This window comes from Pseudomonas sp. UBA3153 (assembly GCF_002364635.1).
In the GTDB taxonomy this organism is placed as follows: Bacteria; Pseudomonadota; Gammaproteobacteria; order Pseudomonadales; family Pseudomonadaceae; genus Pseudomonas_O; species Pseudomonas_O kuykendallii.
Genome location: NZ_DEYR01000003.1, coordinates 175,827 through 194,130, shown reverse-complemented (window position 1 = coordinate 194,130; position 18,304 = coordinate 175,827). Strand labels below are relative to the sequence as shown.

The window sequence follows — 18,304 nt, the reverse complement described above, 5'->3', positions numbered from 1 at the left end:
GCGCCGCATCCAGGCCGCCGGCTCGCGCCCGCTGCGCCACGGCCGGCACCAGAGCAGCTCGCCAGCCGCCAGGGCGATGCAGAAGCCCTCGGCACGCTCGCCGAGATCGGCCAGCAACGCGCCTTGCCGGATCGGCAGATCGTCGCCGCCATCAAGCTCCAGCAGCCAGGCCTGCATGGGCCAGCCGAGTTGCAGGCCGAGGCGCTGCGCTTCGGATTGCAGCGTCACCAGCGGCTGCTGGCGGTCGAGCAGCAGCCGCAGCCAGTTTTCCAGGCGGTCGCTGCGCCAGTGCCGCTCAGCCTGCAACTGGCGTTGCTCGACGAGCATCTCGGCGGTCATCCGCACCAGCGCCGCGTAGGGCCGCAGCTCCTCGGGATCGCCGGTGATGCCGAGCACGCCGATCAGTTGGTCGGCGTACAGTAGCGGCAGGTTGACTCCCGGCTTGACGCCGCGCAGACAGGCCGCGGCCTGTGCGTCGATCTCCACGGTGCGTCGATTCGCCAGCACCAGTTGGGCGCCCTCGTGACGCGAATGCAGCCGCTCGCGATCGCCGCTGCCGATGATCATCCCCTGCGCGTCCATCACGTTGATGTTGTGCGGCAGGATCGCCATCGCGCGGTCGACGATGTGTTGCGCCAGGGTGGAATCGAGTTCGAGCATGAAAAAACGGCCTCTGGAAAGAGGCCGCTAGTGTAGGCGGGAAATGCGTGTCAGGGGATCAAGGCGCCAACCGCTCGCGTACCCAGGCGCCGTCCTCCAGGCGGTAGTTCAGCCGGTCATGCAGGCGGCTGGAACGGCCCTGCCAGAACTCGATACGCTCGGGCAGCAGGCGATAGCCGCCCCAGTGCTCGGGGCAACTGGGCTCCTGATCCTGGAAACGCGCTTCGGTCTTGGCCAGCAACTCGGCGAGCTGTTCGCGGTCACGGATGACCTGGCTCTGTGGCGAAGCCCAGGCTCCGAGGCGGCTGCCCAGCGGACGCACCTGGTAATAGGCATCGGATTCGGCGGGGGTGACTTTCTCGACGCGGCCTTCGATGCGCACCTGGCGTTCGAGAGAAGGCCAGAAGAAGGTCATGGCGCCGAAGGGTTGCGAGGCGAGCTGCTCGCCCTTGGCGCTGAGGTAGTTGGTGAAGAAGGTGAAGCCGCGCTCGTCGAGCCCCTTGAGCAGCAGGATCCGGCAATGCGGACGGCCCTCCGCGTCGACCGTGGCGAAGGTCATCGCGTTGGGCTCGACAGGTGCCTGCTCGGTCTTCACCGCATCGGCGAACCATTGCTGGAACAGCGACAGCGGTTCGGCCGGCGCCTGCTGCTCGCTCAGCCCGTCGCGGGTGTAGTCGCGACGCATATCGGCGAGGCTCTGGTTCATGCTGCACTCCTTACGAAAAAGAGTCCTAGCTTAGCCAGGCAAGCCTTACTTGGCTTGATCTGCGGCAACCACCTTACCCACCGCGGCGATCTTCGGGCCGCTCGCCAAAGGCGCGCCCGGCGCGGCTTCGACGCCGGCTTCGGCCTTGGCCGGCTGGCTGTACTGGGCGAGCAGCGCGGTCAGGGTGTCCTGCGGCGTGAGCATGATCTCCACGCGGCGGTTCAGCGAGCGGCCCTGGGCACTGTCGTTGGCGGCGCGCGGCATGTCGGAGCCTACGCCCTGCTGCTTCAGGCGATCCTGCTTGAGGCCGCTGAGGCGGAAGATCGAAGCGAAGGCGCGGGCGCGATCCTGGCTGAGCTTGCGGTTCAGGTCGAGGGCGCCGGAGCTGTCGGCATGGCCGAGGATCAGCACGGCGGTCTTGGAATCGTCCTGCACCAGCTTGGCGACCTTGGTCACCGGGCCAAGGGTGACCGGGAGGAGCATTTCCGGGCGATCCGGGTTGAACGAAGAGTCCACCGGCGCGGTGATCACCAGCAGGTTTTCACGACGCTCGACTTCGAACTTGCTGCCCTTGAGAGTCTCACGCAGCTGCGGCTCGTAGGTGTCGAGCCAGGCCTGGGTGATCTTAGGATCAGGCATCTCGACCTTCTTCTGTTCAGCCACCGCCTCCTTCTTGCCGAACGGCCACCACGAGCTGCTCTTTTCGCCGGCGTCATCGCTTTTGAACGTGCTGCAGCCCGATACGATCATGCACAGAATCAAGGTAGTGGTCTTGAACAGCTTCATGAAATGGTTTCCGTAATCTGGAAGTTGATGGTCGGGTCGATAGGCGCAAGATAAGGAAGCGGCGCCGCGCTCTCATACTTCAAGTTAAATTCTGGACGCAACTTATTAATTCGAAAAGGCTTCCGTAGAGAAACTGACGAGCGGCTATTCCAGGCACCCCGCCGTCACACGGGCCAGGCGCTGCGCCCGCGGGTCCATCAGCACGTAGGGGCCGAGGCTGTTGCAGACGAAGGCGAAGCTCAGGTCGCGCTCCGGATCGGCGAAACCGATGCTGCCGCCCGCACCCGGATGGCCGAACGCCTTGGGACCCATACCGTAGGTGGCATTGGCCACGTCGGGCTGGTCGAGCATGCAGCCGAGGCCGAACCGGGTGGCGGTGAGCAACGTGCGATCCTCGCCGCGACGGTGCTCGCGGGTCAACTCGCCGATCAGCTCGGGCTCCAGCAAACGCCCATCCAGCAGGCCGCTGTAGAAACCCGCCAGCGAGCGCGCGTTGCCGTGGCCGTTGGCCGCCGGCTGTGCCATGCGCCGCCATTCGGGCTTGTTGGTGCTGGTCAGTACCGACGGCGGGTTGGTGAAGGCGCGCGTGCTGACGGCGTTCGGTTCGCTCATGAAGCACTTGAGCAGGCGCTGCGCGGCGGCGTCGCCCAGGTTGCCCTTGGCCCGCGACATGTGCGCGACCCGGTGGAACTCGGAGTCTGCCAGGCCGACGTGAAGATCCAGGCCGAGCGGCCTGGCCACCCGGTTGACGATGGACTCGCCGGGACCACGGCCATCGACGCGGCGAAGCAATTCGCCGACCAGCCAGCCATAGGTGATCGGCGCGTAACCGTGGGCTTCGCCCGGCGTCCACCAGGGTTGCTCGGCGGCCAGGGCATCGGTCATCGCTTTCCAGTCGTAGAGCGCCTCGCCAGGCAGCTGGGCGTGCAACGCCGGCAGGCCGGCGGCGTGGCTGAGCAGGTGGCGCAGGGTGACGTGCTGTTTGCCGGCAGCGGCGAACTCCGGCCAGTAGTACGCCACCGGCCGGTCCAGCTCGAGCTTGCCCTCGCCCACCAGTTGCAGCGCAGCGACCGCGGTAAGCGTCTTGGTGCAGGAGAACAGATTGAGGATGGTGTCGCTGTGCCAGGCTTCGGCGCCATCCTTGTCGGCGGTCCCGGCCCAGATGTCCACCAGCGTCTCGCCGCCGATCTGGATGCACAGCGCGGCACCGCGCTCCTGGGGGTTGTCGAACAGTTCGGCGAAGGCGTCCTTCACCGCTTCGAACTGGAGGTCGTAGTAGCCCTGAATCTGCACGCCGGCACCTGCGGGTAACGAGTCAGCCCGCATTGTTCCAGCACCGGACGAGCTTGGGAACCGGAAGAAAGACGGGTTTCGGCCCCACATTCACGCGCAGCCACCGCGCAACGGCGGCTGCGCGTCGCCGGTCAGGGCGTTTTCGCCTTTCCCGTGTCCGGCAGCCACTTCTCCGGGACCGCCAGGTTGGCCTTGCGCACCGCCTCCACGAAACCTTGGTAAGGCAGGTCGGTGATGCCCACCAGCCCCAGGTGGCCGTTCTCGCCATCGAGCAGGCGACCGGTCACCGGCTGGTCGAGATACTGGAACCAGTGCGCGCCGACGATCGTCGGCTCGGCCAGAGCACGCTCGATGAAGTGGGCATAGGCCGGCCCGCGCTCTTCTTCCCTGTAGACCTCGGCGACGCCACCCCAGAACGGCCCGCGGTCACGCGAACCGAAGTGGAATTCGGTGACTATCACCGGCTTGTCCAGCTTGCGCAGCGCCTCGAAGTCGTAACCCTGCTGCGGCTCCCGGGTATAGAAGTTGAAACTCAGGACATCGCAGTACTTGGCACAGGCGGCGACCGCCTCCGGCGTGCTGATGGCGAAGCGGCCGCCCAGCAGCAGGTGGTTCGGCGCGTGCCATTCCAGCGAGTCGGAGATCGTCTTGAAGTAGGTTTCAGCGAACACCCGCTGGAAGTACTGCAGGTCTTCCTCGACGGCCGGGTGTTCCGGGCTTGGCAGCGGCGCTTCGAAGCCGGGGTCTTCCATCAGCTCCCAGTGCTCCAGGTCGATGCCCCAGGCCTTCGACAGGCCCTGCTCGTTGCGGTACTTGTCGCGCAACTGCTTGAGGAAGGCGCGCTTGGCCGGCACGTCCGTGGTCAGGCGCAGGGTGCCGTAGGCGATGGCGTAGCGACCGTGCGGCTCGCTGCCCGGCGCGGCCCAGGACAGCTCGTTGTCGGCGAAGAAGCCGATCAGCCAGGGGTCGTCGCGGTGGCCGCGGGCGGCGATGGCGATGGCGCGCTCGGCGGCCATGGCGAAACGCGGATCGAAGGGATCGGGAATTCCGCCCCACCAGTCGTGGCCGGTGCTGATGGTGGCGTAGTCGCCGGAAATCGACAGCGGCACGGTGAACGGCATGCGCCTGGCGTCCCCCAGTTCTCCGTCGCTCCAGTTGCCGATGGTGTTGAAGCCCCAGGCCTTCAGCCGGTCGATGCTGCGCGCCGCCCAGTGCTCGACGGCGGAGGCGCGCTTGAGACGGTCGCATTCTTCCGCGGTCGGCGGTTCGGCGTCGCTTTTCGGCGCATCGCTCGGCGCGGCGGCTGCCGAGGCCGGCGCGCTAAGGTGCGTCTCGCTGCCCGGCACCACGACTTCCGGTTTCGGCGCGGGAGCGGCGGAGTTCGCAGTGAGCGCGGCGGGCGTGCAGCCCACGCACTCGCTGGAGCCGGCGCACGGCAGGTCGCCGTACTGACGCTCGAGGTTGGCGTTGTAGAAGTCGAACCAGCGTCCGCTGGCGTAGGCGCGGCCCTTGTTGGCGCCGGTGTCGCTGCGGTTGTCGCCCTTGCCATAGAACCGCCCCAGCGGGCCGTCGGCGGGCGGCAGGTCGCTGAACATGCTTTCGCGACCCTCGACGTAGGTCTGGCTCTGCTGCAGGGTCACCGCGTTGACGCCGAGGGAGAAGTACGGATGGCCGTCCGGGGTCACCAGGTACCAGCGACCGTCCTGCTTGAGCGTATTGAAGAAGCCCTTGGCCGGGAACGAAGGGCCGCGCAGCCAGCCGCCATAACGATCCTGCTGCGGCAACTGCTGCTGCCACTTCCTGACCTGTTCGGCGTCCTTCGCCGCGGCGGCGCGCAGTTGCTCGTCGCTCCTGACCTTCTCCGGCCAGTTGCCGCGCGTGTACTGGCCGAAACCATCGACGATGCCCTTGTAGGCGTCGTGGAAATCCTGGTCGCCACGCACGCCGAAGCGGCCGAGCAGGATGTTCTGCGCCACGTCCGGATTGCTCAGGGATACTGTCACCGAACTGACCTGGGCGGGGTTCAGCTCGCCCTCGACGGTATCCGCCAGGAACAGCTTGCGATCGCCCCGCGCCCACGGCATCGGCAGGCCGGCGCGCATGCCCAGCGCCCGCGGGGAGGTGGCCTGCAGCGGCACCAGCAGGGTCTGCGCCGGGCCGGCCGGCAGAGCGATGCGGGTGGTCAGCGCCTTGCCGTCGGCACTCTCGATGCGCACGTCGACGGTCAGCGCCCAGTCCATCGCGCTTTGCAGGCGCAGGCTCATGGCACGCATCTGCGACCAGTCCCAGGTGCCCTGTTGCGGCGTGAGGATCAGGCTCGGCTTCGGCGCCGGGTTGAATACCAGGCGGCGGAGGATTTCCCCCTCCGGGGTGCTTTCCGCGGTCAGTTCGGGAAAGAACGCATCGTTGGTCTGCACCTTCACCACGTCGGTGGGGCGGACGAAGTTGAACAGCACCTGCGGCGCCGGCTCAGGAACCGCCGCCGGCGCGGCGGCGGGTTCGGACGCGGCGAGCGCCGGCGCGCTCAGCAACAGGGCGAACAACGTGGACAACGAGCGGTGAATCATGAGGCGGTATCTCCATTACGACCGGCAGTAGACAACGATGTCGGGAAAGAATGCCCAATCCCTGGTGCAGCGGGCGTTCGCCCTCAGGCAATTTCACGGCGGAACGGCGGCAGGGCATTGAGGATCGCCTTGCCGTAGCGCTGGGTGACCAGTCGACGGTCGAGCAAGGTGATGGTGCCGCGGTCGGCTTCGGTACGCAGCAGGCGGCCACAGGCCTGGATCAGGCGCAGCGAGGCGTCCGGCACGGCGATTTCCATGAACGGGTTGCCGCCGCGTGCCTCGATCCATTCCGACAGCGCCGCTTCCACCGGGTCGTCCGGCACGGCGAAGGGAATCTTGGCGATCACCACGTGCTCGCAGTAGGCGCCCGGCAGGTCGACGCCCTCGGCGAAGCTGGCCAGGCCGAACAGCACGCTGGCCTCACCGTCGTCGACCCGCGCCTTGTGCTTGTTCAGGGTTTCCTGCTTGGACAGGTTGCCCTGGATGAACACACGCTTGCGCCAATCGCGCTCGAGGCCGTCGAAGACGTCCTGCATCTGTCGGCGCGAGGAGAACAGCACCAGGGTGCCGCGCGCACCTTCCACCATCCGCGGAAGCTCGCGAATGATCGCCGCGGTGTGCGCGGCAGCGTCGCGCGGGTCGGCTTTGAGGTCCGGCACCCGCAGCACACCGGCATCGGCGTGGTGGAACGGGCTCGGCACGATGGCGGTGGCCGCGGCCTTGGGCAGCCCGGCACGCATGCGGAAACGGTCGAAGGTGCTCAGCGCGGTGAGCGTCGCCGAGGTCACCAGCGCACCGTAGGCGACGTTCCACAGGTTGCGCCGCAGGGTCTCGGCGGCCAGGATCGGACTGGCGTTGACCTCGATGTCGTAGAGCGCGCCGCTGTCGGCGAGGGTCAGCCAGCGCGCCATCGGCGGGCTGTTTTCCGGGTCCTCGGCGGTGAACGCGGTCCACAGCTCCCAGTTGCCCTGGGCACGCGCCAGCAGGCTGCCGAACAGCGGGTACCACTCCTCGGCCTGGTGGCTGGCGATGCCCAGGCCAGGCTCCCCGTCCATCGCCTGCTTGAGCAGTTCGGCCAGCCGGGTGAACACGTCGGTGAGCTGGGAAAAGCCCTTCTTCAGCTCGATGCCCAGTTCGCGCAGGTGCTCGGGTACCAGGCCGCCGACGAAGCGATGGCGCGGCCGCTCGCGGCCCTCCATGTCTTCGCCGGCCTTGAAATCGGCGAGCTGTTCGCAGGCGGCGAACATGAACTGCTGCTGGCTGCGCAGCTCGCGGGTCAGCTCCGGGACCTTCTCGATCAGCCGGCCGAGTTCGCCCGGCAACGGGTGCTGGGCGAGCAGCTTGGTCAGGTTCTTCTCCATCTGCGCCAGCCAGTCGGCGGTGGAACGCAGGCGGGTGAAATGCGCGAAATGGCCGATCGCCTTGTCCGGCAGGTGGTGGCCTTCGTCGAACACGTAGAGCGTGTCGCGCGGGTCGGGCAGCACCGCACCGCCGCCGAGGGCGAGGTCGGCGAGCACCATGTCGTGGTTGGTGACGATCACGTCGACCTTGGTCATGCCTTCGCGCGCCTTGTAGAAGGCGCACTGCTGGAAATTCGGGCAATGCCGGTTGGTGCACTGGCTGTGGTCGGTGGTCAGCCGCGCCCAGTGCTGGTCCTCCAGCGTTTCGGGCCAGGAGTCGCGGTCGCCGTCCCAGCGGTTGCCGGCGAGCTTCTCGATCATCTGGTTGAACAGCTTCTGGCTGTTCTCGTCGACGTCGATTTTAAAGCCGTCTTCCTCGAACAGCTGCGCGGTGGCACTTTGCGCCTGGCCTTCCTGCAGCAGCATGTCGAGCTTGGACAGGCACAGATAGCGCCCGCGCCCCTTGGCCAGCGCGAAGCTGAAGTTCAGGCCGCTGTTGCGCATCAAGTCCGGAAGGTCCTTGTGCACGATCTGCTCCTGCAACGCGACCGTCGCCGTGGCGATCACCAGGCGCTTGCCCGCCGCCTTGGCGATGGGAATGGTCGCCAGCGCGTAGGCCACGGTCTTGCCGGTGCCGGTGCCCGCCTCGACCGCCACCACCGCCGGATCGCTGTCGCGGCGGTTCTCGTCGTCGGTGGAGATCGCGCCGAGCACCTTCGCCACCTCGGCGATCATCAGGCGCTGGCCATAGCGCGGCTTCAGCCCCTTGGCTTCGAGAAAACGGGAATAGGCGCCCTGGATCTGGGACTTGAGTTCGGTGCTGAGCATGGGCGTCGGAAAGCCGGAAGGCTGGATAAATTTTCAGTGTTTCGAGCGGGTCGCTATGATAGCGCGCGTTTCGCCAGAGGGGTGTTTACAAAAGCGGCGGGCGACGGACAGGCACGAGGAAATCCGTCGGTAACGCGATCTGTATCTGTCCCGAATGGGCGTTTCCGCCGATCCCGACGCCGTATCGCCACATCCCTGTTTCCTCCCCCAACCCTCCGGAGATAGCCCGAATGACGCTCTACGCCCTTGTTTACGCCCTTCACGTACTCGCCGCGCTGGTCTGGGTGGGCGGCATGTTCTTCGCCTGGATGGTCCTGCGGCCCGCCGCGGTCGTGGCGCTGGAGCCGCCACAGCGGCTGCGCCTGTGGCTCGAGGTGTTCCGCCGGTTCTTCGTCTGGGTGTGGGTGGCGGTGCTGATCCTGCCGGTCAGCGGCATCGGCCTCTTGCAACTGCGCTTCACCGGCTTCGAGACCGCGCCGCGCTATGTGCACGTGATGATCGGCCTGTACCTGGCGATGCTCGCGCTGTTCCTGCGGGTGAAGCTGCTGCAGTTGCCGGCGCTGCGCCAGGCGGTGGACGCCGAGGACTGGCCGGCGGGTGGCGCGGCGCTGGGGAAGATTCGCCGCCTGGTGGGCATCAACCTGCTGCTCGGCCTGGCTCTGGTGGCGATCGTCGCCGCGCGGCCGAGCTTCTGAGGTTCACTCGGCCGATTTGGCCGGACGCAGCGCCAGCAGGTGGAACACGCCAAAAAGCATGATCTGCAGGCGATCGGACCAGGGCTTGGGACGGCCCTGAAGGCGCGCGCGAAATACCAGGATCTCGATCACGTGCGCGACCAGGAACACCGCGCCGCAGAGATTCAGCAGCAGCGCGAACGGCGCAGCGAAGGGCTGCAGCAAGTTCACCAGCAGCACCAGCCAGAACACCAGCACGATGGCTTTGCCCAACAGGCTCAACAGTTTCATCCGACTTCCTTCCATGTGTTCGCGACGGCACCCGCCACGCGTGCCGGGATGCTAGCCGATGACCCCGACGAAGGCATTGCCCGATGCATAAAAAAACCCGCCGAAGCGGGTTTTTCGTGGAACGCCGGCCTTGGCCGGCGTGGCCTCGGCGCAAGATTACTTGGCTTCGGCTTCCACAGCGGCTTCAACGCGACGGTTGATGGCACGGCCGGCGTCAGTTGCGTTGTCGGCAACCGGACGCGACTCGCCGTAGCCAACGGACTCGACACGAGCGCCCGAGACACCCAGCTTGTTGACCAGAACGTCGCGAACGGCACTGGCGCGGCGCTCGGACAGTTTCTGGTTGTAGGCGTCGGTGCCGACGGAGTCAGTGTGGCCTTCGACGACGGTGGTGGTCTGCGGATACTGCTTCATGAAGTCGGCCAGGTTCTGGATGTCGCCCATGCTTTCCGATTTCACGGTGGACTTGTCGAAGTCGAATTTCACGTCGAGTTCGACGCGAACGGCTTCAGCAGCCGGTTCCGGAGCCGGAGCGGGTGCCGGAGCAGGGGTCTCTTCGACGTAGGCGACGGTTTCTTCACCCTGACCGTGGACCCAGCAATAGGCTGCAGCAGTCGCGCCGCCTACCAGCACGCCCCAACCAGCGTAAGCGCTGCTTTCGATGGCGCCCAGAGCGGCACCGGTGACGCCGCCGACAGCCGCGCACATCGGCCAGTCGGATTTCTGTACACCAGCACAACCGGTCAGAACGCCGGAAATCAGAACCAGCGGTACAGCTTTCCTTAACATGCTCATGTGAAGTCTCCTTGGAAGAATCGGATCGTATGCCGACACTTTGGATGGCAACGCTTTTATAAGTCCGCCAGGCGTGGGCGACTGGCCCTGTGCCATGAGGGTTCGAGACGTTAGTCTCTCTGCTTCACGCTGAGGTTCCCCAATGACGGAAAGCTTTTCGCAACGAACACCCCAACAAGCCCTGGCTGCATTACTGGAAAGCCAGTCCCCTGAACGCCTGCTGTTGGCTGGCGCCAGCGATCTGCCAGCGCTGCAAGCCTACCGCGATACGCACCCGAGCTGCCAGATAGATTATGTGGCCCCCGGCCCGCTGCCGGCAGCCATCGCAGCGCAGCGCTATGCATTGGCGGTGGTCGCCGATTGCCTCGAGCATCTGCCCAAGCGAAGCGGCCTGGAACTGCTTGGCGGCATCCGCAACCTGAACGCTCATCGGCTGGCCGTGCTGGTCGACCTGGCCGCCAGCGACTGGCAGGCCACCGACTTCTATTCGCTGGGGATGCAGGCCCAGGAACGTTTCCGCCGCGAGGCGCAGGTGCTTACCCTGTTCACCTATGATCTACATGATTACAAGCAGGTCCCGGACTGGCTGAACGCTCGGTTCTGGGCCAACCCGGAAAACTTCGGCAAATACTGGTGGTGAAGCCATGAGTCCCAGTTGTCCCTGCGGCAGCGGCAGCCTGCTGATCGAATGTTGCGGTCGTTACCACGGCGGAACGCCGGCGCCGAGCGCCGAGCAGCTGATGCGCAGTCGCTACAGCGCCTATGTGCTCGGGCTGATCGATTACCTCGTCGCGACCACCCTCCCCGCCCAGCAGTCGGCGCTGGACCGCGGCGCGATGGCGGCCTGGAGCGCGCAAAGCACCTGGCTGGGTCTGCAGGTGGAAAGCAGCGAGGTGCTCGGCGGCCAGCCCGAACATGCCTTCGTGACGTTCGTCGCGCGCTGGCACGACGGCCAGGGCGAGCACGCCCAGCACGAGCGCTCGGCGTTCGTGCAGAACGCCGGCCATTGGTACTTCATCGACCCGGGCGTGCCGCTGAACGCGGGACGAAACGATCCCTGCCCCTGTGCCAGCGGGCAGAAATTCAAGAAGTGCTGTGCGGGTTTCTTCTGATTACATCAGCCTGATGTGCGAGACATCCGGGGCTGGGGCGGCGGGCGCCGCCTTGGCCTGCCCCATGTCGCTGCCGACCGGTGCCAGGCTGAGCGCGGAAAGATCGACCGTCGGCGCCTGCGGTTCGGGTTTGCGGTCCTGCAGGTCCGCCCCGACGGGCGCGATGCCGAAATCCGGCGCGTCGACATCGACGAAGGCCGCCATGTACTCGTCGCGAGGTGCCACCTGCAGCCGCCGCGTCGGCGCGGACTCAGCCGTCGGCGCGGCGGCCGGCATCGGCGGAGGCGGCGCCATTTCGACCTCCTCCACATCCACTTCCATCGAGCTGACTTCGGCCAGCGCGCCGGCTCGCTCCAGCGCGACGCGGTACTTTTCCGCCGCCGCTTCGTCGAGGTTGTTCTTGATCACCATGCGCCGGCCGGAGAAGAGCAACGCGATGCGTTGCGCGTCGGCCTGGAATAGACGCGCCAGGTTGGCCTTGACCGCATCGGGTTGTGCGCCGGGCATCAATCGGCCGCTGAAAGCGATCTCGTAAAGCCTCATGGGTGAAACTCCTGTAAAAACCGTCTGCAGTATGGCGCAGCTTTTTTTCCCTCCACAACCGATTGCCGCCGAGCAGTTGCTTGTTACACTCAGCCGTCAATCGGAGTACCGGCATGTTTTCCCAGGTTTCCCTAGCAAGAATTCTCGGCCTTCTGGCACTGCTCGCCCTGAGCGCCAGTCAGGTGGGTTGCTCGACCTGGTTCACCAGTCACCTGGAGGACCCCGAGGTCCGTCTGGTCAAGGTCGAGGTGGTCAAAGCCCGCTTGCTGGAGCAGCGCTTCACGCTGCGTTTCCGGATCGATAACCCGAACGACGTTCGCCTGTCGGTGCGCGGCCTCATCTACGACATCTACCTGAACGACATCCCGCTGGCCGAAGGCGAGTTCAACAAGCACGTCAGCGTGCCCGCGCATGGCCACCAGACCTTCGAGATCCCGGTGCGCACCAACCTCTGGCGCCACGTCAAGGGCATGGTGAAGATGCTCGAGGAACCCGAGGCGCCGATCCACTACCGCCTCAAGGGCGAGGTCAAGACCGGAATGTTCTCCCGCAACGTGCAGGTTCTGCGCATAGGCGAGATAATCCCCGGCGATTACCTACCGGAGTAGCTTTCCATGTCCCAAGAACCCCATGTCCATGGCCCCGATTGCAACCATGACCATGACCATGAGCATGAGCATGAGCATCACCATCACGTGCACGGTCCCGACTGCGGCCACGCGCACCAGGAACCGCTGCGCAACCCGCTGAAGGACGTCGGTCGCAACGATCCGTGCCCGTGCGGCAGCGAGAAGAAATTCAAGAAGTGCCACGGCGCCTGACGCGTTCCCGGGCAGCCGTCGCCCCGGCTGCCCGCCTGATTCCAGCCCAACCGGACCACGCTGAATTTGCCCCGCGCGCCCCTTGCCAGCCGCCGCGTCGCTCACTACCTTAGCTCGCCTTCGCGGCGCGTTGCCGCGCCGGTAGCCAGCGCCTTTGCTAGGCTGGCCGAAACCTCGCCCTTCACCTCTTCCTATCGTCTTCGCTGCAAGAGGCTTTTCGCATGCGCTTTCGCCTGTTCCGTCCGCTGACCGGTGCGTCCCTTGGCCTGGGCTTCGGCGCCCTGCTCGGCCTCGCCGGTTGCCAGTCCCTGCTCGACAGCCGCTACGCCGACAGCGTGGCGCCCGACCAGGGCGTGCTGCGCATCAAGGGTGTGGCGGAAAGCGCGGTGGTGCGGCGCAACCCGCTGGGCATGCCGCTGATCGAGAGCGGCAACTTCCACGACGCACTGTTCGCGCTGGGCTACGTGCACGCCAGCGACCGCCTCAGCCAGATGGTCGGCATGCGCCTGATGGCCGAGGGGCGGCTGTCGGAGATGGCCGGTCCCGGCGCGCTGGAGATCGACCGTTTCATGCGCGCAGTGAACCTGCGCGCCAGCGCCGAGGTGCTCTACAAGAACGCCTCGCCGCGCCTCAAGCAGTTCTTCGAGGTGTATTCGCGCGGGGTCAACGCCTACCTCTATCGCTACCGCGACAAGCTGCCGATGGACCTCGCCGAGTCCGGCTACAAACCGGCCTACTGGAAACCGGAGGATTCGGTGCTGGTGTTCTGCCTGCTGAACTTCGGCCTGGCGGTGAACCTGCAGGAGGAAATCGATTCGTTGGTGCTGGCGCAGAAGGTCGGCAGCGACAAGCTCGCCTGGCTGCTGCCGACCTACCCGGACGAAGCGCTGCCGTTCGACGAAGCGGACAAGCTCAAGGGCCTCAACCTCGGAGGTCAGATTCCCGGCCTCGCCGCCGTGGATTCCGCTGCCGCGCAGGTCGCCAGCCTGAACATGCTCGGCGTTGCCGCCTCCAACAACTGGGCGATCGCGCCGTACAAGAGCCGCAGCGGCAAGAGCCTGCTGGCCAATGACACGCACCTGCCGCTGTCGATGCCGTCGCTGTGGAATTTCGTGCAGATCCGCTCACCCAAGTACAACGCCGCCGGGGTGTCCATCGCCGGCGTGCCGGCCGTGGTCGCCGGCTTCAACGGCAAGCTGGCGTGGGGCATGACCATGGTCATGGGCGACAACCAGGACCTGTTCCTGGAGAAGGTGAAGAAGGAAGGCGGCCGCCTCTACTACCAGGTCAACGGCAAATGGCAGCCGGCGCGCGAGCGCAGCGAGACCTTCTTCGTCAAAGGCCAGAAACCGCTGCGCGAGGTCATCTACGAGACGCGCAACGGTCCGCTGCTGAACAGCGTGCTGGGTGAGCGCAAGACCCCGCTGCAACCGCTGCAGCTGTCCAGCGGCTACGGGCTGGCGCTCAAGAGCATCCAGCCTGACGGTGACAAGACCCTCGATGCCTTCTTCGACCTGTCGCGCGCCAAGTCGGTGGAGCAGGCCTTTGACATCACCCGCGGCGTGCAGGCGATGGCGCTGAACATCGTCTTCGCCGACGCCGAGCACATCGGCTGGCAGGTCACCGGGCGCTATCCGAACCGCCGCCTGGGCCGCGGCCTGATGCCCTCGCCGGGCTGGGACGACCGCTACGGCTGGGACGGCTATGCCGACTCGATGCTCTTCCCCTACGACCAGGACCCGCCGCAGGGCTGGCTGGGCACCGCCAACAACCGCACCGTGCAGGGCGGCTACGGCGTGCAGCTGTCGAACTCCTGGTACTACCCGGAGCGCGCCGAACGCATCGCCGATCTCGCCGGGCGCGGCAAGCAGGACGCGCAGAGCATGGTCGCCATGCAGTACGACCAGACCACGCCGTTCGCCGCCAAGCTCAAGGCGATGTTCGACGAGCCGCTGATGGCCGGACCGCTGAAGAACGCCATCGATGCCCTGCCCGCCGACCAGCGCGGCAAGGCACGCGAGGCGCTGGACCGCCTGCGGGCCTTCGACGGCAAGCTGGCGGCGAACTCGACCGACGCCGCGCTGTACGAGGCCTTCCTCTACGAAAGCGCGCGGCAGACCTTCCTCGACGAGCTCGGCTCGGAGACCAGCCCGGCCTGGAAAGCCCTGGTGCAGACCGCCGACACCTCCTACTCGGCGCAGGCCGACCACCTGCTCGGCCGCGTCGACAGCCCGTTCTGGGATGACGTCAACACGCCGCAGAAGGAAGACAAGCCGGCGATCCTCGCGCGCAGCCTGGCCGCCGCCGTCACCTTTACCGAAAGCAAGCTCGGCAGCGACCGCAGCGCCTGGCAGTGGGGCAAGCTGCACACCTATACCTTCGCCAGCGACGCCAGCAAGATGGCGCCGCACATGGCCGCCGGCGAGCGCGCCAAGGTCGATGCGATCAAGGGCTACCTGGACCGCGGCCCGTACATGGCCGGCGGCGACCACAGCACGCTGAACGTCTCCGCCTACCACTGGGGCGCGGATTTCGACACCTGGCTGGTGCCGGCCATGCGCATCGTCGTCGACTTCGGCCGCGACGAGCCGCTGATGGGCGTGAACAGCTCCGGGCAATCCGGCAACCCGGCCAGCAAGAACTACGCGGACGGCATCGACGCCTGGCTCAAGGCGCAGTACCAGACCTTCCCGTTCAAGGCGGAAAACCTCGACCGCGCCTACGGCAATAAACGCCTCTACCTGCTGCCGGCGAAATGATCCGCGGATAGCGGCGTGCGCACCCGTTTCGCCGGGTGCGCCGCCGGTCAAGGCGGCGAACTTCGCCGCGCCGACGCCGCTCCAAACTGACAAGCCCGTCAGCGCAGAGCCCCATGGACCTCGTCATCGCCCGCCCCGAAGGACTCTACTGCCCGCCCGGCGACTTCTACATCGACCCCTGGCGCCCGGTCGAGCGCGCGGTGATCACCCACGCCCACGGCGACCACGCGCGCTGGGGCATGGGCCATTACCTGGCCGCGGCGGACAGCGAAGGCATACTGCGCTCGCGCATCGCCGCGGACATGCCGCTGCAGACCCTGGCCTACGGCGAGCGCCTCGAACACCACGGCGTCACCCTTAGCTTCCACCCTGCCGGCCACGTGCTCGGCTCGGCGCAGGTGCGACTGGAGTACCGCGGCGAAGTCTGGGTCGCTTCGGGTGATTACAAGGTCGAACCGGATGGCACCTGTGCGCCCTTCGAGCCGGTGCGCTGCCACACCTTCATCACCGAATCGACCTTCGGCCTGCCGATCTACCGCTGGCAACCGCAGGCGGAAATCTTCACCGAGGTCAACGACTGGTGGCGCGCCAACGCCGCCGCCGGGCGCCCGTCGGTACTGTTCTGCTATGCCTTCGGCAAGGCCCAGCGGATTCTCCACGGGCTGGACGAAAGCATCGGCCAGATCGTCGCCCACGGCTCGGTGGAACCGCTCAACCGGGTCTATCGCGAGGCCGGCATCCGCATCCCGGAAACGCTCTACGCCGGCGACCTGAAGAAAAACGACCCGCGCCTGCGCCAGGCCATCGTCCTCGCTCCGCCCTCGGCCGGCGGCAGCACCTGGATGCGCCGCTTCGGCGACTATTCCGATGCCTTCGCCAGCGGCTGGATGATGCTGCGCGGCACCCGCCGCCGACGCGGCGTCGACCGCGGCTTCGTGCTCTCCGATCATGCCGACTGGCCCGGCCTGCTTTGGGCCATCGAGCAGACCGGCGCCGAACGGGTGATGGTCACCCACGGCTCGGTGGCGGTCCTGGTGCGCTACCTGCGCGAACACAAGGGCCTCGACGCCCAGGGCTTCGAGACCGAGTACGGCGAGGAAGACGACAGCGCGGCGGAGCCGACATGAAGGCCCGCGCCACGCCGGAATCGCGCCGATGAAAGCCTTCGCCGACCTCTACGCACGGCTCGACGCCACCACTTCGAGCAACGCCAAGCTCGCCGCCATGCAGTTCTACTTCCAGCAGGTGCCCGCCGCCGACGCCGCCTGGGCGGTGTATTTCCTATCCGGCGGGCGACCACGCCAGCTGGTGCCGAGCCGGCTGCTGCGCGAGACCGCGATGCAGGCGGCGGCGCTGCCGGAATGGTTGTTCGAGGAGAGCTACCAGGCGGTCGGCGACCTCGCCGAAACCATTTCGCTGCTGCTGCCGGAATCGCCGCACAGCTCCGACGAAGGGCTCGCTGCGTGGATGCAGGACAAGCTGCTGCCGTTGCGCGGCCTGCCGCCGGAAGCGCTGGCCGAGCGCCTGCCGCGGCTCTGGGCGCAGCTCGACCGGCGCAGCCTGATGGTCTGCATCAAGCTGATCACCGGCGCCTTCCGCGTCGGCGTCTCCAAACTGCTGGTGACCCGCGCGCTGGCCAGCGTCGGCGGCCTCGACGCCAAGCGCGTGGCGCAACGGCTGGTCGGCTACACCGATCTGTCGCACCGACCGAGCGCCGAAGGCTATCGGGCGCTGATCGCCGCCGAATCCGCCGACGAGCACGCGCAGCGCGGCGGCCAGCCGTATCCGTTCTTCCTCGCCCACCCGCTGCAACTTCCGCCGGAAGACTTCGACGCCCAGCTCGGCGCACCGGCGGACTGGCTGGTGGAGTGGAAATGGGACGGCATCCGCGCGCAACTGGTGAAGCGCGACGGCCAGCTGTGGGTCTGGTCGCGCGGCGAGGAACTGGTGACCGAGCGTTTCCCCGAACTGCAAACGCTGGCCGCGCGCCTGCCCGATGGCACGGTGATCGACGGCGAGATCGTGGTCTGGAAAGGCTCGCCCGAAGCGCTCGCCGATACGCCGACGAGCGATACGGCGGCGGCCGGCAGCGAAGCGCTGAAGCGCTTCGCCGTGCAACCGTTCGCCCTGTTGCAGCAACGCATCGGCCGTAAGACGCTGACCGCCAAGGTGCTGGAGCAGGCGCCGGTGGCGCTGCTCGCCTACGACCTGCTGGAGTGGCGCGGCGAAGACTGGCGCCAGCACCCGCAGCAGCAGCGTCGCACGCAGCTCGAGGCGCTGGTTGCCGAAACCACCGCGGGCGATCTGCTCGACGGCCTGCCCGCCGGCCCGGAGGTGCTGATGCTCTCGCCGCGCCTCGAGGCCCGCGACTGGGCCGATCTGGCGCGCCAGCGCGAAGCCTCCCGCGAACTGGGCGTCGAAGGCATGATGCTCAAGGCCCGCGACGGTCAGTACGGCGTGGGCCGCACCAAGGACGTCGGCACCTGGTGGAAGTGGAAGGTCGACCCCTATTCGGTGGATGCGGTGCTGATCTACGCCCAGCGCGGCCACGGCCGTCGCGCCAGCCTCTACACCGACTTTACCTTCGCCGTCTGGGATGGCGCGCCGGGCGATCCCGACCGCAAGCTGGTGCCCTTCGCCAAGGCCTACTCGGGCCTCACCGACGAGGAAATGCGCAAGGTCGACGCCATCGTGCGCAAGACCACCGTGGAGAAGTTCGGCCCGGTACGCAGCGTCACCCCGAGCCTGGTCTTCGAGCTCGGCTTCGAAGGCATCGCCGCCAGCAGTCGGCACAAGAGCGGCATCGCCGTGCGTTTCCCGCGCATGCTGCGCTGGCGCCACGACAAGCCGGTGGACGAGGCCGACACCCTGGAAAGCCTGCGGGAGCTGCTCGGGTGAGGCGGCCCACTCGGTTGAATCCGCTCGCGGTGCGCAGGGCGTACCCTACGGGAGTGGAGGCTTCGCTGCGCACGAAAACCGTAGGGTGCGCCGCGCGCACCGGCAAGCCTGCGGGAGCGGCTCGGATGAGGCCGCCCGCCCGGTTGAGTCCGCCCACGGTGCGCATGGCGC

At 67.0% G+C, this 18,304-nt stretch carries 16 protein-coding genes and 1 pseudogene; 8 read left to right on the top strand and 9 right to left on the bottom strand.

The features are described 5' to 3' along the window. The 6 genes from B2X67_RS01945 to dinG all read right to left on the bottom strand — a co-directional run. Nucleotides 1–660: CdaR family transcriptional regulator (locus tag B2X67_RS01945; protein WP_286784427.1), on the bottom strand; the 660-nt coding region annotated here is incomplete at its 3' end. Between the two features lie 58 nt (nt 661–718). Continuing rightward, nucleotides 719–1,366, bottom strand: a complete 648-nt coding sequence (gene pdxH, locus B2X67_RS01940; RefSeq protein ID WP_282339693.1) for a pyridoxamine 5'-phosphate oxidase — start codon at nt 1,364–1,366, stop codon at nt 719–721. A gap of 45 nt (nt 1,367–1,411) precedes the next feature. Further along, nucleotides 1,412–2,152 carry an OmpA family protein gene (locus B2X67_RS01935; RefSeq protein WP_273231864.1) on the bottom strand — a complete coding sequence of 247 codons (741 nt, stop codon included), beginning with the start codon at nt 2,150–2,152 and terminating at the stop codon, nt 1,412–1,414. A 144-nt stretch (nt 2,153–2,296) separates the two neighbouring features. Beyond that, nucleotides 2,297–3,445 carry a serine hydrolase domain-containing protein gene (locus B2X67_RS01930; RefSeq protein ID WP_286784426.1) on the bottom strand — a complete coding sequence of 383 codons (1,149 nt, stop codon included), beginning with the start codon at nt 3,443–3,445 and terminating at the stop codon, nt 2,297–2,299. A gap of 131 nt (nt 3,446–3,576) precedes the next feature. Then, entirely contained in the window at nt 3,577–6,012 is a 2,436-nt protein-coding gene (locus B2X67_RS01925; RefSeq protein WP_286784425.1) for a beta-agarase, read from the bottom strand. A gap of 83 nt (nt 6,013–6,095) precedes the next feature. Further along, nucleotides 6,096–8,240: an ATP-dependent DNA helicase DinG gene (gene dinG / locus B2X67_RS01920; protein ID WP_286784424.1), complete on the bottom strand. Its 2,145-nt coding sequence runs from the start codon at nt 8,238–8,240 to the stop codon at nt 6,096–6,098. 230 nt (nt 8,241–8,470) lie between these two features. Here dinG and B2X67_RS01915 point away from each other — a divergent pair, with 230 nt between their 5' ends. Next, a complete protein-coding gene (locus B2X67_RS01915; protein WP_282339702.1) occupies nt 8,471–8,935 on the top strand; it encodes a CopD family protein in 465 nt (154 codons plus the stop codon). A gap of 3 nt (nt 8,936–8,938) precedes the next feature. Here the strand turns inward: B2X67_RS01915 and B2X67_RS01910 are convergent, their stop codons facing one another. Next, the gene (locus tag B2X67_RS01910; protein WP_286784423.1) at nt 8,939–9,205 is read right to left on the bottom strand and encodes a DUF1145 domain-containing protein; all 267 of its coding nucleotides are present in this window, start codon (nt 9,203–9,205) and stop codon (nt 8,939–8,941) included. Nucleotides 9,206–9,361: 156 nt separating this feature from the next. Next, nucleotides 9,362–9,718 (bottom strand): annotated as a pseudogene (locus tag B2X67_RS01905) (OmpA family protein); the annotation flags it as partial. Between the two features lie 424 nt (nt 9,719–10,142). On the opposite strand from B2X67_RS01905, the gene B2X67_RS01900 reads away from it, so the two are divergent. Together B2X67_RS01900 and B2X67_RS01895 are read left to right on the top strand one after the other, a co-directional pair. After that, on the top strand, nt 10,143–10,640 hold the full coding sequence (locus B2X67_RS01900; protein ID WP_286784422.1) for a DUF6231 family protein: 498 nt from the start codon (nt 10,143–10,145) through the stop codon (nt 10,638–10,640). A 4-nt stretch (nt 10,641–10,644) separates the two neighbouring features. Beyond that, entirely contained in the window at nt 10,645–11,112 is a 468-nt protein-coding gene (locus B2X67_RS01895; protein WP_282339706.1) for a YchJ family protein, read from the top strand. On the opposite strand, the gene B2X67_RS01890 is transcribed toward B2X67_RS01895, so the two are convergent. Then, entirely contained in the window at nt 11,113–11,655 is a 543-nt protein-coding gene (locus tag B2X67_RS01890) for a hypothetical protein (RefSeq protein ID WP_286784421.1), read from the bottom strand. Between the two features lie 113 nt (nt 11,656–11,768). On the opposite strand from B2X67_RS01890, the gene B2X67_RS01885 reads away from it, so the two are divergent. The 5 genes from B2X67_RS01885 (at nt 11,769) to B2X67_RS01865 (ending at nt 18,133) form a co-directional block, all read left to right on the top strand. Further along, the gene (locus tag B2X67_RS01885; protein ID WP_282339709.1) at nt 11,769–12,263 is read left to right on the top strand and encodes an LEA type 2 family protein; all 495 of its coding nucleotides are present in this window, start codon (nt 11,769–11,771) and stop codon (nt 12,261–12,263) included. Nucleotides 12,264–12,269: 6 nt separating this feature from the next. Continuing rightward, entirely contained in the window at nt 12,270–12,476 is a 207-nt protein-coding gene (locus B2X67_RS01880) for an SEC-C metal-binding domain-containing protein (RefSeq protein WP_286784420.1), read from the top strand. Nucleotides 12,477–12,697: 221 nt separating this feature from the next. Continuing rightward, complete coding sequence (locus B2X67_RS01875) at nt 12,698–15,235, top strand: penicillin acylase family protein (protein WP_286784419.1); 2,538 nt, start codon at nt 12,698–12,700, stop codon at nt 15,233–15,235. 113 nt (nt 15,236–15,348) lie between these two features. Then, the gene (locus tag B2X67_RS01870) at nt 15,349–16,362 is read left to right on the top strand and encodes a ligase-associated DNA damage response exonuclease (protein WP_282339715.1); all 1,014 of its coding nucleotides are present in this window, start codon (nt 15,349–15,351) and stop codon (nt 16,360–16,362) included. Between the two features lie 28 nt (nt 16,363–16,390). Continuing rightward, the gene (locus tag B2X67_RS01865) at nt 16,391–18,133 is read left to right on the top strand and encodes an ATP-dependent DNA ligase (RefSeq protein WP_286784418.1); all 1,743 of its coding nucleotides are present in this window, start codon (nt 16,391–16,393) and stop codon (nt 18,131–18,133) included. Nucleotides 18,134–18,304: the final 171 nt, after the last annotated feature.

Bases quoted from the DNA above. Each gene is read 5' to 3' on its own strand.
- pdxH (WP_282339693.1), bottom strand. From the start codon at position 1,366: ATGAACCAGAGCCTCGCCGATATGCGTCGCGACTACACCCGCGACGGG.
- B2X67_RS01935 (WP_273231864.1), bottom strand. From the start codon at position 2,152: ATGAAGCTGTTCAAGACCACTACCTTGATTCTGTGCATGATCGTATCG.
- B2X67_RS01925 (WP_286784425.1), bottom strand. From the start codon at position 6,012: ATGATTCACCGCTCGTTGTCCACGTTGTTCGCCCTGTTGCTGAGCGCG.
- dinG (WP_286784424.1), bottom strand. From the start codon at position 8,240: ATGCTCAGCACCGAACTCAAGTCCCAGATCCAGGGCGCCTATTCCCGT.
- B2X67_RS01915 (WP_282339702.1), top strand. From the start codon at position 8,471: ATGACGCTCTACGCCCTTGTTTACGCCCTTCACGTACTCGCCGCGCTG.
- B2X67_RS01910 (WP_286784423.1), bottom strand. From the start codon at position 9,205: ATGAAACTGTTGAGCCTGTTGGGCAAAGCCATCGTGCTGGTGTTCTGG.
- B2X67_RS01900 (WP_286784422.1), top strand. From the start codon at position 10,143: ATGACGGAAAGCTTTTCGCAACGAACACCCCAACAAGCCCTGGCTGCA.
- B2X67_RS01895 (WP_282339706.1), top strand. From the start codon at position 10,645: ATGAGTCCCAGTTGTCCCTGCGGCAGCGGCAGCCTGCTGATCGAATGT.
- B2X67_RS01890 (WP_286784421.1), bottom strand. From the start codon at position 11,655: ATGAGGCTTTACGAGATCGCTTTCAGCGGCCGATTGATGCCCGGCGCA.
- B2X67_RS01885 (WP_282339709.1), top strand. From the start codon at position 11,769: ATGTTTTCCCAGGTTTCCCTAGCAAGAATTCTCGGCCTTCTGGCACTG.
- B2X67_RS01880 (WP_286784420.1), top strand. From the start codon at position 12,270: ATGTCCCAAGAACCCCATGTCCATGGCCCCGATTGCAACCATGACCAT.
- B2X67_RS01875 (WP_286784419.1), top strand. From the start codon at position 12,698: ATGCGCTTTCGCCTGTTCCGTCCGCTGACCGGTGCGTCCCTTGGCCTG.
- B2X67_RS01870 (WP_282339715.1), top strand. From the start codon at position 15,349: ATGGACCTCGTCATCGCCCGCCCCGAAGGACTCTACTGCCCGCCCGGC.
- B2X67_RS01865 (WP_286784418.1), top strand. From the start codon at position 16,391: ATGAAAGCCTTCGCCGACCTCTACGCACGGCTCGACGCCACCACTTCG.